15 protein-coding genes are annotated in these 16909 nt (G+C 48.8%); 3 read left to right on the forward strand and 12 right to left on the reverse strand.

From position 1 onward, the window contains the following. Positions 1–93 precede the first annotated feature (93 nt). Positions 94–885, reverse strand: a complete 792-nt coding sequence (locus G367_RS0104345; protein WP_281164325.1) for a tryptophan 2,3-dioxygenase — start codon at positions 883–885, stop codon at positions 94–96. 120 nt (positions 886–1005) lie between these two features. Here G367_RS0104345 and G367_RS0104350 point away from each other — a divergent pair, with 120 nt between their 5' ends. The 3 genes from G367_RS0104350 (at position 1006) to G367_RS0104360 (ending at position 4278) form a co-directional block, all read left to right on the forward strand. After that, positions 1006–2253, forward strand: a complete 1248-nt coding sequence (locus G367_RS0104350; RefSeq protein ID WP_020411883.1) for a Zn-dependent hydrolase — start codon at positions 1006–1008, stop codon at positions 2251–2253. Positions 2254–2337: 84 nt separating this feature from the next. After that, a complete protein-coding gene (locus G367_RS0104355; RefSeq protein ID WP_020411884.1) occupies positions 2338–3258 on the forward strand; it encodes a dimethylarginine dimethylaminohydrolase family protein in 921 nt (306 codons plus the stop codon). A gap of 240 nt (positions 3259–3498) precedes the next feature. Next, positions 3499–4278: an enoyl-CoA hydratase gene (locus G367_RS0104360; RefSeq protein ID WP_020411885.1), complete on the forward strand. Its 780-nt coding sequence runs from the start codon at positions 3499–3501 to the stop codon at positions 4276–4278. A gap of 46 nt (positions 4279–4324) precedes the next feature. On the opposite strand, the gene glpQ is transcribed toward G367_RS0104360, so the two are convergent. The 11 genes from glpQ to G367_RS0104415 form a co-directional block, all read right to left on the reverse strand. Next, positions 4325–5428: a glycerophosphodiester phosphodiesterase gene (gene glpQ / locus G367_RS0104365; protein ID WP_051089471.1), complete on the reverse strand. Its 1104-nt coding sequence runs from the start codon at positions 5426–5428 to the stop codon at positions 4325–4327. A gap of 197 nt (positions 5429–5625) precedes the next feature. Continuing rightward, a complete protein-coding gene (locus tag G367_RS0104370) occupies positions 5626–7257 on the reverse strand; it encodes a long-chain fatty acid--CoA ligase (protein ID WP_020411887.1) in 1632 nt (543 codons plus the stop codon). Between the two features lie 230 nt (positions 7258–7487). Further along, a complete protein-coding gene (locus tag G367_RS0104375) occupies positions 7488–8948 on the reverse strand; it encodes a M48 family metalloprotease (RefSeq protein ID WP_020411888.1) in 1461 nt (486 codons plus the stop codon). A gap of 29 nt (positions 8949–8977) precedes the next feature. Beyond that, a complete protein-coding gene (locus tag G367_RS0104380; RefSeq protein WP_020411889.1) occupies positions 8978–9640 on the reverse strand; it encodes a hypothetical protein in 663 nt (220 codons plus the stop codon). Between the two features lie 12 nt (positions 9641–9652). Next, complete coding sequence (locus G367_RS0104385; RefSeq protein ID WP_020411890.1) at positions 9653–10321, reverse strand: hypothetical protein; 669 nt, start codon at positions 10319–10321, stop codon at positions 9653–9655. Positions 10322–10344: 23 nt separating this feature from the next. Beyond that, positions 10345–11349, reverse strand: coding sequence for a VWA domain-containing protein (locus tag G367_RS0104390; protein ID WP_020411891.1), 1005 nt, complete (start codon positions 11347–11349; stop codon positions 10345–10347). Continuing rightward, on the reverse strand, positions 11346–12428 hold the full coding sequence (locus G367_RS0104395) for a vWA domain-containing protein (protein ID WP_020411892.1): 1083 nt from the start codon (positions 12426–12428) through the stop codon (positions 11346–11348). Before G367_RS0104395 ends, G367_RS0104390 begins: the two co-directional genes overlap by 4 nt. Further along, positions 12418–13722 (reverse strand): hypothetical protein, encoded by a 1305-nt coding sequence (locus G367_RS0104400; protein ID WP_020411893.1) that lies wholly within the window; start codon positions 13720–13722, stop codon positions 12418–12420. Before G367_RS0104400 ends, G367_RS0104395 begins: the two co-directional genes overlap by 11 nt. A gap of 48 nt (positions 13723–13770) precedes the next feature. Next, entirely contained in the window at positions 13771–14565 is a 795-nt protein-coding gene (locus tag G367_RS0104405) for a MotA/TolQ/ExbB proton channel family protein (RefSeq protein WP_020411894.1), read from the reverse strand. Between the two features lie 24 nt (positions 14566–14589). Continuing rightward, a complete protein-coding gene (locus G367_RS0104410) occupies positions 14590–14802 on the reverse strand; it encodes a hypothetical protein (RefSeq protein ID WP_020411895.1) in 213 nt (70 codons plus the stop codon). Positions 14803–14811: 9 nt separating this feature from the next. Next, positions 14812–16902 carry a PEGA domain-containing protein gene (locus G367_RS0104415; protein ID WP_020411896.1) on the reverse strand — a complete coding sequence of 697 codons (2091 nt, stop codon included), beginning with the start codon at positions 16900–16902 and terminating at the stop codon, positions 14812–14814. Between the last annotated feature and the right edge of the window lie 7 nt (positions 16903–16909).

Here is a 16909-nt window from a genome sequence, read left to right on the forward strand (position 1 = left end):
TTTTTATGCCTGCGCAGTTTTACGGGCAGGAAGAGCTACTTGACTATTCACCGACTTATAGTCATAGCTACTTTCTTAGGTCCCGAGTTGTATCTAGAATTCTGAGCGGATAGCCCACAGATCAGGAAAAACGGCCTTGAACAGGGTAGTTTGCAAGTAGCCCACACCACTAGAGCCGCCGGTGCCAATCTTACTGCCAATGGTACGCTCCACCATCTTCACGTGCCGATACCGCCATTGTTGTAGTGAGGTATCAATATCCACCAAAGCCTCGCAAATCTCGCTAATCAGGGGATCATTGCGATAGATATCAATTAGAATTTGCTGTACCGCAGGGGATGGTTCGGCAACCAGGTTAAAATCACGCTCCAATAGACTATTGGGTATATGGTGGCCCTCCTTAGCCAGGAAATTTAGAAAAGCGTCCCACAGTGTTGGGGATTTCAGTCGCTTTTGCAGGCGAGCATAGTGTTCAGAACCCGGTAAATAGTTATCGAGCTTTCTTGGATCCTTGGCTCCATATAAGAATTCCAGCTCGCGGAATTGAAAAGATTGAAAACCACTGGCGGTTGAAAGACGATCACGGAAAGAGAGGAACTCCAGAGGGGTGAGGGTTTCGAGGATATCTACCTGCTGGATTAGGGTACGATAAATGGCATCCACTCTTTTCAGCGTATGCAGAGCGCGGTTGCGTTCGCCAGCATTGAAAAGGCTCACGAGGAAGTCCAGCTCGTGCAGCATTTGCTTAAACCACAATTCATAACTCTGATGAATCACAATAAATAAAAGCTCATCGTGCTCTGGGCCATCAGAAAGGGGCTTCTGGCATTGCAGAAGCTCGTCTACTTTAAGGTATGAGCTGTAGGTGAGTGGCATAGTGGGCAGCTTCCTGGTCGAGTTTTGATCAGCTACAGAATATTGCTCTCTTTAGCCAGTCAGGATCAAAACAAAAATTTCAGCAAAGTGATTAGTATGTTGCTCAATATTAGGCCCGGAGTTCTTTGAATGGAAAACCCCGTACAACAACTGCGTGTCGACGGTGCACGCCTATGGCGTAGCTTGATAGAGATGGCTGAAATTGGAGCCACTCCTGCTGGTGGCTGCAATCGACAGGCGCTGACGGATGAAGATCGCAATGGGCGCGATTTGTTTGTGCGTTGGTGCCGTGAAGTTGGCTGCGAGATTCGTGTGGACCGGATGGGAAATATCTTTGCCAGGCGAGCGGGTTTAGATAATAGCTTGCCTGCGGTTATCACCGGGTCCCATCTGGATACCCAGCCTACTGGCGGAAAATTCGATGGTGTGTATGGAGTACTGGCGGGATTGGAGGTACTGCGTACTCTGGAGGAGAAGGGGATAAGGACCAAAGCGCCACTGGAAGTAGTCGTGTGGACTAATGAAGAGGGCGCACGTTTTTCCCCAGCGATGGTGGGTTCTGGTGTTTGGGCTGGGGAGTTCAGTCTCGAGTACGGCCATAGCCGTGTTGATAAGGCGGGATTCAGTATTGGTCAGGAGTTGGAGCGCATTGGATACCTGGGAACTGAGCCAGCCAAGCCCTTCCCGGTAAAAGCGGCTTTCGAAGCTCATATTGAGCAGGGGCCGATTCTTGAAAAGCAGGATCAGGTGATTGGTGTGGTTACCGGGGTACAGGGTATCCGCTGGTACGATGTCACTTTTTTCGGTACTCCCTGTCATGCCGGTCCTACGCCTATGGAGGACCGCCGTGATCCGGTGCAGGCTTTGGCATGGCTTTGTGAAAGGCTTTACGGCGAAGTAAAGGCTTACTCTGAAGATGCCAGAATGACCTGTGGCGATCTGCGCGCAGCTCCGGGCAGCCGCAATACAGTGCCGGAAAAGGTTGTACTGGCCCTGGACTTGCGTCACCCCAAGCCAGAGGGGTTAGAGCACCTGCATCGCAGCCTTTACCGAGTGGCAGAGCAGGTGCAGGAAGCCAGTGGTGTTGCCATTGATGTGCGGGAGGAATGGTATTCGCCGCCGGTAGCTTTCGATGAGGCGTGTATCGAGGCTGTTGACAGCGCTGTGCAAAGCCTGGGTTACAGCCATCGCAAGATGGTCTCCGGTGCTGGGCATGACTCTGTTTATGTCTCCAGGGTTGCCCCGGTCTCAATGATTTTTGTCCCCTGTGCAGGTGGCCTTTCCCATAATGAGGCTGAATCCGCTGAGCCTGGACATCTTGAGGCAGGTTGTAATGTCTTGTTGCAGGCAATGCTTTCCAGTACTGATTTGGCCTGAGGCTATAGAGAAATAAATTAAAGACTGAATGGGCTTTTGGGGAATATAGCCAGTGGCCCGGCAATAGTAATTTGGATGGATTAGATGAGTGAATTTACCCTGAAGTACCGCAATGAGGATGGCGGCACAGTTCCCCTTGCCAATTGGGGGATGGATTCCGAATACGGCGTATTGCGCGATGTACTTATCGGGCCTGTGGATAACTTCAGCTGGCGGACTGGTAATGCCAGTGCCCGTCGCGCCGAGCGCCTCGGAATGCAGTTTGATCACAAGGTAGCTGAAGCCCAGCACGCGGAGATGCTTGATGCTTATCGACATGCGGGAGTAAATACACACCTGATTCCAGCCGATCGTAGCTTGCCTTACCAGATTTATGGGCGTGACTCCTCAGTAATGACTCCTTGGGGCCCGATAGTGACGCAGATGTACAGTCCCTGGCGTCGTGGTGAATGGGTGCCCATCGTCAAAAAATATGCCCAACTGGAAATTCCCATTTACGATGTGATTACTGCAGGTTCTCTTGAAGGCGGTGATTTCATGGTGTTAGAACCCGGGGTAATACTTTGTGGATACTCTGGCGAGCGCACTAGCCGCCAAGGCTTCGAGCAAATGCAACGCTGGGTGGAAAAAGAGGGCTGGGAAGTGAAGGGTTACCAGTTTGACCCCTTCTTCCTGCATATTGATGTCATGGTGGCGATGCTGGCAGAGAAGTTGGCAGCTATTTGTGTTGATGCTGTAGAGCCTGAGTTGGTGCAGTGGTTTAAGAGCCGTAATATCGGGATTATCGATATCCCTTTCCCTCAAGTTTTGGAACTCGGGGTTAATGTGGTGGCTCTGGGCAACGACCGGGTGATGTTGCCTAAGGCTAACACTGGCCTGGCGGAGAAATGCCGCGCTCATGGGCTGGAAGTGATTGATCCAGACATCTCCATGATCACCCCGGGGGGTGGCGGCGTTCACTGTATGTGTCAACCTCTACGAAGGGACCCTGCGGTAAAAGGCTAGCGGTGCAGCCCTCCCGGTGACTCTCAGCTGCCGGGTTAATCCCGTCAACGAAAGTGGTTGGTTATGAACTCGCCTAAGCGAGTGCAGCCGGTAATATGAATCGCCTGAATAGGTGCTCTCTGTTATTGATCCGCTCATTGAGTGGATAGCTGGAGTCGTTTTAATGCAAAACGGCTCTATGACAGGCCAATATAAAAGACTGTTTGGCAGTCTCAAATGATTCTATACCCGGAGAATAATATGCAAAGTGCATGTACGGAAATTCTGGCCCAGGTCAACGACCGTATACTGGAAATCACCATTAATCGCCCGGAACGCAAAAATGCTCTGACCATGGCCATGTATACTGCTATGGCTGAGCTGCTCAATAGTGCAGCGAATAACTCCGATATTCGAGTGGTCATCATAACTGGTGCAGAGGGCATTTTTACAAGTGGTAATGATTTAACAGACTTCCTCGGCGGTTCCGCTGAGGGTGAAGAGTCACCGGTATTCCAGTTCATGAGTGCGCTTTACAGCTTCCCCAAGCCTGTTGTAGCAGCGATAAATGGTCCGGCGGTAGGTATCGGCACCACTATGCTGTTGCACTGTGACCTGTCCTTTGCCGGTCATGATGCTATGTTCCAAATGCCTTTTGTAAACTTGGGGCTTTGTCCCGAGTACGGTTCCAGTTACTTGCTCCCCCGTATTGCTGGCCATGCCAAAGCTTCAGAACTTCTATTACTCGGCAAGAAGTTTTCTGCACAGGAGGCTGTGGATATTGGTATTTGTAATGCGGCGGTGGAACCTGAGCAAGCGATTGCTCGTGCTCGAGAGGCCGCTTTGGAACTTGCGGTAAAGGCACCGGCAGCTGTGCGCTTGACCAAACAATTATTACGTCAGGCGACACTGGAAAAAGGACTGGAGTTTATCCAGGATGAGGGGCGCCACTTCAAGGATCGACTAGCCTCGGAGGAATTCAAAGAAGCTGCGACTGCTTTTATGGAAAAACGTCCCGCAGACTTCTCAAAGTTCGACTAAAAGTAAAAGGCCGCTAAAAAGTGGCCTTTTTTTTCGCTTGATTTACTTACTGTTGATGTTGCTTACGGTTGCCGCGGGATAGGTAATTGACTGCCTGATCGGGGTGATCTGTAAATAAACCATCCACGTGTAACTGGTAAGCGGCAAAATGTAAAAAGTGATTAAAACTTTCGAACTCTTCTGGGAGCTTTTCTGGGTCGGCGCGGAAAGTGTAAGGATGTACCTGTAAATGTCTGCGGTGAGCGCGGCGTACGACATTATTGGCACGTGGTTTTCCATCCTGAATTTCAATCAGCATGGGGTACCAGGGGCCGATGCCATCTGCGTAGTTGGCAATCTTACGCAAACCGCCCTGTTCCAACATCCAATCATAATCGTAATTTTGAATATTGCCGTTAACTTGAATTAATTTCTCTCCCCAGCTGGTTGCTGCAATAAGTTGAACCAGAGGGATGTCCATATCGAGAGCAGGCATTAATTCATATTTAATTCGTTGTAATTCTTCAGCATCAAAACACTGGAAGAAGATTTTTTGATCCCTGTTGATGTAACCGTATTGCTTAAGTTTCTCCAGTGCAATTGCGGCAATGTCCTTACCTTCCCAGTGATGAAAGTAGGGTTTTTTGATTTCCGGATAGATACCAATGTCATAGCCAAGTGAGCGGTTCAATCCCTGGATCAGTTCAATTTCCTCTTCAAATGTAGAGAGTTGGAAACTGGATTTCCACAGGGGGAAACGATGTGGATATTTCGCCTGAGGTCCATCTTCACCCATGATGAATGCTTCACTGACACGTAGTTTTTTCAGTTCTTCCAAAGTGAAGTCAATAGTGTAAAAGTGGCCGTCCTCACGGGCCCGATCGGGAAAAACATCAGCAACGTCGGTTGTGCTATCAAGATAAATATCGTGCATTACAATCAGGTGGTTATCTTTACTAAGAACCAGGTCCTGCTCGATATAATCAGGGCGCATACCGTAGGCCAGTGCTTTAGCCTCCAGGGTGTGTTCCGGTAAATAGGCAGATGCTCCACGATGGGCAATGACCAGAGTGCGCTTATTCTTGTCAAAAGAACTATCTGTTTCGGCACAGGTAAGACTTGCAGCAACGGAAGAAAGTATTATTAAAAAAGATAAAAATTTTTTGAACATTTGAAATGCATCCCATATGAAGATACGAGACTTTCTAGCAAATAAATATGACAGGGATGTATCAGTATACAGGGTATAATCTGAGGTTGTGATCTGCCCAGCATTTTGCTGGGCTCCGCCAGTCAAGTCGTTGCATTCAGACAGATTCTTCATATCTGTCTGAATGCAAAATTTACTAAACATTTTACTTCTGGATTTTATACGGTTATCTCTTGAGGCCATAAGTGTTCTGAAAATTTCTGACGCAGATCCTTTTTACTAATTTTTCCAGTAGCTGTGAGTGGTAATTCATCGATAATTATACAGTCATCGGGAATCCACCATTTGGCAAACTGCCCCTGGAAAGTACTGAGAATTTTATCGGGTTTTAGTTTGACACCTGTTTCGAGAACCACGAGCAATAGGGGACGCTCTGCCCATTTTTCATGAGTCACGCCGATAACTGCCGCCTCTGCTACACCCTCTAGTGTCATAGCGAAGTTTTCCAGCTCTATTGAGGAGATCCATTCACCACCAGATTTAATAACATCCTTAGTGCGGTCGGTAATTGTCAGGTATCCAAGAGAGTCGATAGTGGCAACATCGCCTGTGTCAAACCAACCGTCGGTGGTTAGAGCAGACTCTTCGGACTTAAAGTAGCGCTCACAAATCCAGGGACCGCGCACTTGTAAGGCGCCAAAGGCAGTCCCATTGTGAGGGAGGAGGTTTTCTTGAGGGCCGACAATACGCATTTCTACTCCAAACCCTGCTCGTCCCTGCTTGAGTCGTAGTTTTTTGGCTTCTTTAGGTGCAATAGAGGGAGCGATTCGGGCGTTATAGGTACCGAGTGGGCTCATCTCGGTCATGCCCCAGGCATGGTGGGTATAGACACCATGCTGCTGTTCAAATTCTTCCATAATGCTCCAGGGACAGGCGGAGCCACCCACTACTACGCGGTTGAGGCTCGGAAGGGTCTCTTTGCTATTGCGTAGGTACTTCAGCAGTGCCAGCCAAACAGTTGGGACGCCGGCGGCAATCGTTACTGATTCCTGTCTTATCAGTTTACTAAGTGTCTCTCCACAACCCATACTGGGCCCAGGTAAAACGAGTTTGGCGCCGACTGCTGGTGCTGCGTAGGGAATAGACCAGGCATTGACATGGAACATGGGGACAACCGGGAGAATGGCTTCGTCGCGGCGAATAGCAAATGCATCTGGCATTAACACACCATAGGTGTGCAGTGCCATTGCGCGGTGGGAATAGAGTACGCCTTTTGGATTACCGGTGGTTCCAGATGTGTAGCAAAGAGCTGCCGCACTCTCCTCACGTAAATCTGGCCATTGGAAGCAGCTGGGCTGGTTGACTAGTAGGTCTTCATAGCAATAGTAATTGGCTAATTTACTATCGGGCATATGTGCCCTGTCTGTTAAGACAATTACACCCTCCACGGTGCTGAGCTTATCCTCCAATGATTCGATGAGTGGCACAAATAAAGGATCAATAAATAGCCAGCGATCTTCGGCGTGCTCAATAATATAGTGAATCTGCTCAGGGAAAAGCCGGGGGTTAATCGTGTGGCAGACCAAGCCGCTGCAGGATGTTGCGTAATAGAGTTCAAAGTGCCGGTGGTCATTCCAAGCGAGTGTGCCGATGCGGTCACCTCTATTTGCTCCGAGCATACATAATACTTGGGCGAGCTGCGCAGCACGAGCAAAAGCCTGCTTATAGCTGTAGCGGTGGAGGGGGTTATCCAGAGTAACCGAAATGACTTCACTATCCGGTGAATTACACAGGGCGCGGCGTATAACAGCGGTAAGTGTGAGCTGAGATTCCATCATCATGCCGTTCATAGTCGACTCCTATTATTATGTTTATTGTCATCTATCGGTAACTAGCCTGAATGGCCACACCGGACTTTAGGGGGTTCTTTCAAAATGACTCAGGTAAGCTTTGAAATCAGGGCCCAATGTTCAAGCTTATGAAAAAACAAATCACCCTTCATAAAGTAGGCAAATAAAAGCTTTACAGAAAAGAGATACTGTTGCCAAGAAATTAATGTGGATGAAGCAGTCACAATGCGTTACCGCACTATCTTAATCCATTCACCAGGTTGAGGTTCACCGCGAGGGTAGTAACCATTTAAAAGTCTTAATTGCTCTTCGGCATATTCACCAATTTCCATATGTTTAGCCAGAGAGGAAAAAGTAGTTTTTTCATTTGCTTTTACGTAGCGCAACCGGCGAATATCTTTCTCCACAATATCTGTTTTACGTAGGGGCCGGAAACTACGGATACTAGTTAGGAACATAGTGTCATATTTTTCCAGGGCCTCTTTATCCTGAGAGCCAGAGTTGGTTACCTTGCCCTCCAACATAAATTGCCGGCTTCCATAGTAGATAACTGCAACTCTGTCGGGATCGGGCGCCTCTTTTTCAAGGTTGGGAAATTTTCCTGTGTGACCCACAAGCTGATATTGTTGTAATTTTTCCCCTTGCTCCAGTTTTCGTAAGTCATATTCCTCACGCAAGGCCATATCTGCAGGTTGGTTACCATCGCGTTTCGCTACCTTGATAGTAATTGTGGCGGAGCTATCTGGGGCGGATCCTACAATTGAAGACCGCTGGTTTGCCACCGTCCAGCCATCTGGGAAGAGGAGAGAGAAGCCCAGGCGTTTATGATTAAATCGATTTTTATTGGATTGCCGGGAGTTATCCCCGTACACCAGACCATCTGTCTTCTCCCGATAATAGGCCACTTTGGTTTCTTTATTATCTTCAGGTAGGGTACCCGCTGCTTTTACTACTTCCTGCAGGCGAAGATCATTACGAGGATGAGTAGAAAAAACACCATGATAGGTTTGGGGTTTTTTACCCTCAATACGGGCACGTCTTCTGGCAAAGGTCTCCTGGTCTTTTAATAGCCCGATAACATTTATCATTGCCTGTGGATCATAGCCCGCATTAAACATATATTGCGCACCGAATCGGTCTGCTTCCAACTCCATTTCCCGGCCATAACCCTTTACCGCTGCTGTACTGTATAAATTGGCTACATCGCCAACCACGCCGCTACCGGTTACTAGAACCGATAAAACCGATGCGACGCTGGCACCAGTGGCTGCAGTTTTTTGCCGAACAGCGTGTCGCGCAGTAATGTGCCCGATTTCATGGGCTAGTACGGCGGCCATTTCTGCCTCTGAATGTAAATAGGTGAGTAGGCCGCGATTGATATAGACATAACCGCCAGGAAGGGCGAAGGCATTGATGTCCTGGCTGTCGATGATGGTGAAATGGTACTTGAGATCAGGCCGATCACTGGCAGCAGCCACTTTTTGCCCGACATGACTGACGTAGGCTGTGAGAATCGGATCCTGGTAAATAGGAGTACTTTCTATCAGCTTCTCATGCATCTCTTTGCCAATAGAGATTTCCTTGCCTTCAGACATTAACACCAAGTCTGGGCTTTTTGTGGCAGGGTTGAATGCACACCCTGCCCCCACTGCTACCAGCGCACTGGCGAGCCACCGATTAATGGTTTTCATTACCCCCTGCCTCCTTGTCTATTTATTGTCTAAGAGCTTGTACCACTAGCTGGAACCAGGAACTGTTGTAGCTGGGCCGCCATACCTTTACAGGCATTATTCTGTACCCTGGCAATCAAGGGGATTGGGATGACAATCGCAGGCATATAAGAGGTGCCTTTGGCATCAGCACTCAGTTTGCCTGATAATTCCCGATCGCGGAAATCCCAAACAGAGGCCTCATAGTCGGATTCCTTATCCCAGGTACCAAACCCGAAACAGCCGGCGCCGCCGGTACTGATGGTGCAGCTAATAGACCCAGCACTTGCCGTCGTTTCAGTGGATCCATCAATCCATACTATGTACTTAACCCCGTAGTTTTCCATGCGCTCACGCACGCCTTCATTTTCCATTAGACGGTCCAGAGAACGCACATGCATGGGAGCTGTGCGGGGTTCAAACCAGGGGTACATAATGTCGACAAATTCTTTCTCTGGAATGATGTTTACACCCATCTCCGGGTTGTGGAGCTCTCTGCCGACACAGGCAATAAGATCTGGTTCTGTCTCATAATCGCTGGAGTGACGGCGCCCGAGAATAACTACGGAGTCGCCTGCTCTTAGCTCTCCATCGCTACGCCGGTATTCGTCAATAACAACAGTGGTACAACCGGTCAGGAAAATCAGTGCGAAAATAATGAATGGCTTGAACACAACAAAAATCCTCTATTCAGCCTTGCTGGATTTCACTTTGAACTCCTGCAATGAAGCAGACCTTAATTTCCCAGAGAGAAATGCCTGTAACTCAGGTACTTTTTCGAAGCCGGTGTAGAGCGTTGCCCCTGCGTCACGCAGGGCAATGTTGATTGCCTGGGTTAGAGCCTGCTCCTGGGACTTCAGGAAGGCTGTAGGTGTTTTTCCGTAGGCAGTAATTACCCAGCTGGCTACCTGTTGCCCACGGGGATCATAAGCATTCATGTCATATTTGATCCACACTTCAAAAATATTAACTCTGGTTTCCCGTGGCATGGTGAATTGCAGCTCCCTGACTTCGGGAACTATTACCAACTCGACATTATCGGGTACTTTTTGTGGGTACTCGGAAAGGGAAACTGTATTGGTAAACATGGAACCGAGTACTGTCTCGAACAGGTTTTTTTGTGCCCGGCCAGTATTAATCTTCCATTCCTCACGATCTTCGCTATCTTCCTCGTAAATGTAATTTCTAAAATCGTCACTGAGGTAAATGCCTACAGAGAGGGGGAGCTGTTCACCCACAGGTGATGGATACTTCCCCTCCACCCGCACAGTATGAGAGCAGGCCGCAACCAGTAGTGAAAACAACACCACCGCGGTAAAGTGGAGTGGCAAAGCCGCCTTTATCCTGTACTTCATGAATTGCTCCTGGAATCAATCAGCTAGCGAAAATCGTTTAGTCCTACAAAAGTGCCACCATTGCGATAGGTGAGTTCACGCATAAGGGCTGCAAATCGCAGGCCAGTGGTTTGCAAATGGGGAGGGCGGGAAAACTGGATGGGAAATCCCACAGCATGAATGCGGATATTGCGCTTTCCTTCTCCATGCTTTGCGTTCACCCGATCGACCGCTAGCATCACATTACGGATAGATTTACCAGTAAATTCATCGCCCAGGACATAGATACTGATTTTCTTGTCGGGATCGTAAAAGCTACGAACTGCTTTTTGTATACCTTCCACCGGACTGGAGTTGCTAAAGGGGTTCCAGGTTTTTAAACGATTAAGAATAGCCTGGCGACGCCCGGGTGTATCGGGAATCCACTTGTTGCGGTAATTGAAAAACATGTAATCGCCCATGTCATTCATCACCTGAATGCCCTTAACATTGGGATAGAGATCCAGAGTATTAACCATTTCTGCCATCATGCGGTCCCAGCCGTAATTGAACATACTTCCGGAGGTATCGATGATGAAGAGAATGTATTCGCTGTCTACAGGAATACCGCCAATAACATTGTTTTTACGTTGATAGTTTTCACCCAGTAAGCGACGCATTTCTTCAGTCAGTGTCTGTAATGCGACGGTAAGTTCCCCTTTTAATTTCCCCTCTTCACTTTGCCCTTCGGTTTTACTGGCATAGACGGCCTGCAGAGCTACTAACTCTCCACGAAGATTGGCAATTCGCTTGTGTTCAATATCAATTTGTTCTCGTTTAGCATTGAGGTCTCGATTGAGGACTGTGGTCTCCCCACGGATTTCTGCCAACTGCTGTTGCAGTTCCATTACCTGGGCTTCCAGGTCGACTTCTGCCTCCTCTAGAACTATGGGTTCGGCAGTTTTAGCGATCATCAAGAGCAAGACAATGGCTCCGAAACCACAGCAGATTACGTCGAGAAAGGAAATACTGAACTCTTCTTGGCGTCTTTTCTTTCGTGAAACTGTCATGGCCAGTCCCTCGATGGTGCGAGAAAAGAGCCTTGGGTTTCCATTGCCAACTTCCAAAACTCGCTGGCAGCAAATGGGTCGCCTTCCATAGGAGTCAGGATAATATTCACGGGGACATTTTTAGGAAGTACCTTGACGGCGCGCTTGAACAGGTTGCGCCTTTCTCTACCAGAAATTGTGGAGCCCCTGGGCGATTTAATTCCCTGGGTAGGTAGCCCATCTGTGATGAGAATAATGTTATCCGGTAGTGGAGTCATAGCATGAATGGCGTTGAACACCCTTTCCAGGCTGGTACCGTTTTCAGGTACTATTTCATTCAGTCCTTTAATTGCCTGGTCCAACTGGTCGCGATCATCCACATTGAGCCAGCGATCTTCCGTACCGGCAATGGCGGCGCGAAAAGAGGTATTAAAAGTATAGATCTGGTACTGGCTGTCTGGAGGCAGCTGTGCGGTTAACCAAGAGACTGTGTTGATAGCCCTACGCCACTTTTCAGTTTGTCGTTTCACTCGTGACGACATATTTCGAGCGCGTATGATTTTGATCAGTTCATCGCCGAGCATAGAAGCGGAAGAGTCCAGCAGGACCAGGATTCTGTTGCCTCCCAGGCGTAGCCCGGTCAGGTATTGGCGATCACCATCACCGGTATATTTGCGCACATTGTTGCCTAACTTCTTATTTTCCTCCTCGAGATTTTTCTTGGCCTGTTCCAGCTTTTTAAGCTTATCCTGAAGCCTTTTAATATCCTCTTGTTCGTCAATGCTGTCGATTTCAGCGATATTACCTTTTACCTCTTCAATTTGATCCAGTATACGGCGGGCGAGCCCTTGGGCCTCAGCCAACTCATCGCTGACGATATCTAAGGTATTACGTGCCTGGACCAAGTGCTCTTGACCGAATTCAACCTCTTCTTGGAGCAGGTTTACTTCGGCGCTCAAGTCTTCTGTTTCCACCTCTATTTCGTGGTCTGAGCCGTGTTTGATGATTAAAAAAATCAGTGCCACGGCGCCGAAGCCACAAGACATGATGTCTAGGAAGGATAAACTGAAGGTGGAAAAACGACGCTGCTTACGTCTCATGGCGTTCCACGCTAATTGCCGTTATCACATCCGGTTGATTGGCAATACCAATTTGGTCTCCTGCATTTAGATTGACCGGAGCAGACACCTCCTCGCCATTCAGCATTAGACGGGTTCCCGCATCCACACGTAGAGCCAGGCGACCTGCGTGATTAGTGACTGTTGCTGCAGGGTGTTTTGGGGGAGTGGGAGTTATTTGAAACTTATCTTCATGCCAAAAAACAAAGAGTGGCTGATGCGCAGCTAGGGCACGATGGCCGAACAGGAGATGCGTTGCCGCTGCTTCAGATGGCGCTTCGAGGCGTATGGTAATTTCGCTCTCCGGTGTTGCGCTGATACTGTTTATCAAGCGCAGAGCCGAGTCCTGGCTTCGCAGTTCCTGCCAACGATTATTGATGGATTGCGCGATACTGTCTCTGGAGAGAAGGTACATGTGCTGTGCCAGCTGAACACCTCCGGGAATCTCCGCCCAGCGGTGAGATATAAAGCTGACACTGTTATTCTCTGAGAGGTTTTCAATCATCGCCCGTACGCGGGAGAGTATAGGCGCAGTGGCATCCTGTAGCTGACGCAGAGTGATTTTTGCGGTGCGATCATCCAGCTCTGCCAGAACTTCTCCCTGGCGCATGGCGCGACTTACCCACTGTGGCATCAGGTCGTATAGCTGCTGTTCAGACTCTGCGGAGTGGAGTGGGTCAAAGCGACACTGCATGACAAAAGCGTCGGTAAAAACCCGTGCCCAAGCCTCCTGGAAATGATACTGTCCAGCATCGGCTACTGTTTCAGCGGACTTGACGACAGCCTCTTGATCAACATTGATACGGGAGACCAGGGTTTGGTGTAGTTGTAGTTCTACATGCAATTGCAATCCGGAAGGAGCAATATGGCCAATATTTGCAGTGGCAGAGTCAATAAGGCCCACAACATTTATACTGCTTTCTTTGATAATACCCAGCAACAAGGCCAGCTGCTCTCGAGTGAAGTTTCCTGGCACTGCGAGTACAAGTTCCTCTGGAAGATCGCAATGCTCAGAAATTTCTTGTAAATGGCAGTAGGCCAAATCGGCATGATGACGACAGCTCTGGTTTTCAGATTTCAGTGATTCCAGGCTGAGCCTGCGCCAGAACTGATTATTAACTTGGGTTGGGTGGTTGCGTGCACGCATTTGTGCTGCAGTACCTATATGGATCTGTCGGGGTTCAATTACCGCTATACCAGGGCTTTCTAGAACTTCCGTAGTTCCAATAAAAACCCTTAGACCATAATCATTGATTTCAAGGATACCTTGTCCCATGGGGGCTTCCTCGCGGCCAATAACCGATATGTTGACAACCTGTGTCGGTTAACTAATTTTCAGGAATCGCAAAAGACGGTTGTCACAGTAGTTCTGCGTATCGAGTACCAGCCTCTCTTGCATCAATTGCAACTGGTGCGTAAAAAACATAATGACAATACTGATTACCAGAGCGATAAAAGTTGAATTGAAGGCGACACCGAGGCTCACGGTCACCCCGGCAATATCACCCTCCACAGCTTTGTGCGCTTGTGCTAGAGCTTCACCGATGCCACGCACCGTACCAATAAAACCAATAGAGGGGATTGCCCAGGTGATATAGCGAACCATTGCCAGCTCTGAGTCAAGGCGGTCTCCCTCGGTTTCACAAACCTCTTTTATAGAGTTGGAAACTGCAGCCACATTACGGGTTGAACCAAATCGCTGCAGGGCGGTGAGAATAGCTCTGGGTACCAGATAACTACGCTCCTCCTCAGGGAGTGCCTGAATCGGTCGAGACAGGTCGCGAGTATCTTCTGGTAAAATAGGCGTGCCTTCACTGACATTGAGAAGTGCTCTGTTGAGCAGCTTCCGTTCTCGCATACTTCGCTGGGCTTTCAAACCCATTATTGCCATGGCCCAGAGCATTAGTACAAAACAGGCCTCCTGCTCATAGTCTCGCATCACAATATAGATGGAGCGCTGTTGCACGTAGGTTTCTCCCGCCGCCTCACGAGCCAGCTGCTCCTCAATTAATGCATCAGCGTTTGGACGGATAATGGCTACATAAATGGCATGTACCAGGATAACTGAGCCCAACAGCGCAAATATCTGGAAAATGAAATCTGATGATTTGAATTTCATGATGGTGCTCTTGGCAACTTTTCTCTATATATCTACTGGATAGGAAACGGATAGATCCTCAGAAATTTCTTCGGAAGCTTTGTAATCATCGGAACTGCTTTTACTACTTTTTGACTTCTTTTCATCCGATTTTTTTTGCGCGACCTGAGTGAGGGTCTCCCCTTCTTTTTCCTGCTTTTCCTGTGCAATTAAAAAGGAAGGTAACAGGAGGATGAAAATAAAAATAAATTTAGGCATAGCTCTCTCCTATTTGACCCAGCGCGCCACTCTGAAGCCGATATCGTTTCTTGGGGCCTCTCCATAGTCGCGATAAGACAAACGCAACTCCGTCAGCCCTGAGTGACGCCAGCTGGAGCCACGAATAACATGGTAGTCACCATCCTGTGGGCCCACTGGATTTTCCTCCTGGCGGGATGAAAGACCTGTGCCAATGGTATAGAGATCGTGTATCCATTCAGATACATTGCCTCCAAGGTCATAAATTCCCAACGGGTTTGGGTTATAGCTGGCTACAGGTGCAGTCGCTGCATAGCGATCACTATAGGTGCGCAGTACAGTGGGAATTAGTTTGGCAGCATGACTGTCGGCATAATTACCTGAGTTATTACCAATGGGCAGGTCATTCCCCCAAGGATATTTGCGCATAACACCGCGGTCGTAACGGGCTAGCCATGCCCATTCAGCTTCAGTTGGTAAACGATATCCATTTGCGGCGGAATCAAAGCCGACAACCCGACCGCGTTCTGTCAGGTATACAGGAGTCAGCCCATCCCGTTGGCTGAGCCAATTGCAAAAGAGAACAGCATCGGCCCAACTGACATTGACTACGGGAAGGTTGTCGTTATCTAAGCTCACACCGTTTACATGGCTTGAGGTATGTGAGGGTTTAAATCTTCGGTATTCCCGGTTGGTGACCTCTGTGGTGCCTATATAAAAGGGGCGGTTTAGAGCGACCTGCCGCATAACTTCATTTGCGCGACGCCCTTGCTCGCGTCGGGATGAGCCCATAGTGAATACAGCGTTGGGGCGCATTAATTTCATGGTGCCGCCTGCGCCATGGCGAAGCTCTGGTGGAACTTGTTGCCAGCGAGCCTGCTCCTTGGTTAATAAAACTGCACGCACAGTTTGCTCCAGTCTGGCACTGGGAATCACGCGGGTATCAAATGTTTCATAGCCTCGCTTGCGCACTTCAATACGGTGAGTTCTTGCGGGTAGGTTGAAAGTCTGTCCGGAATTCCCCGCAAATTGCCCATCAATATAGACTTCTGCATCTGGTGGCACACTGGAGACACGAACCCTGCCATACACTGCATTCAGGTTAATATTCAAGTCGCGCTGCATACCTGCAGCGAGGTCGATGGTGTGTTCTACGGAGGCATAACCGTCCTTAAAAAAACGCAGGCGATGGATTTCCCCTGATGTGAGCTCGAGCTCCAGTGGGGTATGACCTCGAAACTCCCCATCCACGGTTACACTCGCGCCCTCAGGAGTGGTAACGACACGCAATAGCCCGTCAGCTGGCCCGAGGGTTACTGTGGCTAGTGCCTGGTCTACTCCAGCGGTAACAGCGACAGGGATATCAACCGTCTTATGCTCGGCAAGGGAGATAGAGATAACTCTATCTCCCTGGATTAACTCTGCGTTAAGTGGCGTAGTTCCAAGTACCTTGCCGCCCACGGTTACTGTAGCGCCTTGCGGATTGCTGTTGATTCGGATACTGGCCCAGGCTGGACGTAGTTTGGCTTCAAGGCGGTAGGTTTTATCGAGCCCCTCGATATTAACCTCGCGGGTAAAAGGCAGATAGCGGTCAGATAAAACTGTTATCCGCATGGACCCCGTAGAGACATTTTTCACCAGACCATTTTCATTTGGAACTTCACGACCATTCATCAGAACTTTTACAGGTACTGGGGGATCCGTTTCGATTTGTAGATGGCCCGGAAGTTTTTCAAGGGTAACCGAGTGGCGACTATGGCCTTCCCGGCTGACTTCTACTTCGCCACTTTTGGCTAGATAGCCCTCAGCTTTAATTGTGTAGCTGTAGTTTCCAGGTAATACGAGGTGGCCATTGCCGAGGGGAATTGCAAAGCCACTGATACTGATTTTTGCATGGACGGGCTGTGTATCGAAAATTAGGGAGCGGGCGATAACTAAATAATATAGCGCCAACGCGCTTAAGAGTAAGCAGGCCGCAACAATCAAGGCGCGCTTGGAGAAAAATAACCGAGCACGAGTGGATTTTGGCTGTACTGGAGTGAAACCAATTGGTTCGATGAGGGGGGATTCATCGATTGCGGGTTTCTCATCCTGGACAGGTACTGCCTCTTTCACTGTCATTTATGCT

It is taken from the genome of Microbulbifer variabilis ATCC 700307 (genome assembly GCF_000380565.1).
Taxonomy (GTDB): domain Bacteria; phylum Pseudomonadota; class Gammaproteobacteria; order Pseudomonadales; family Cellvibrionaceae; genus Microbulbifer; species Microbulbifer variabilis.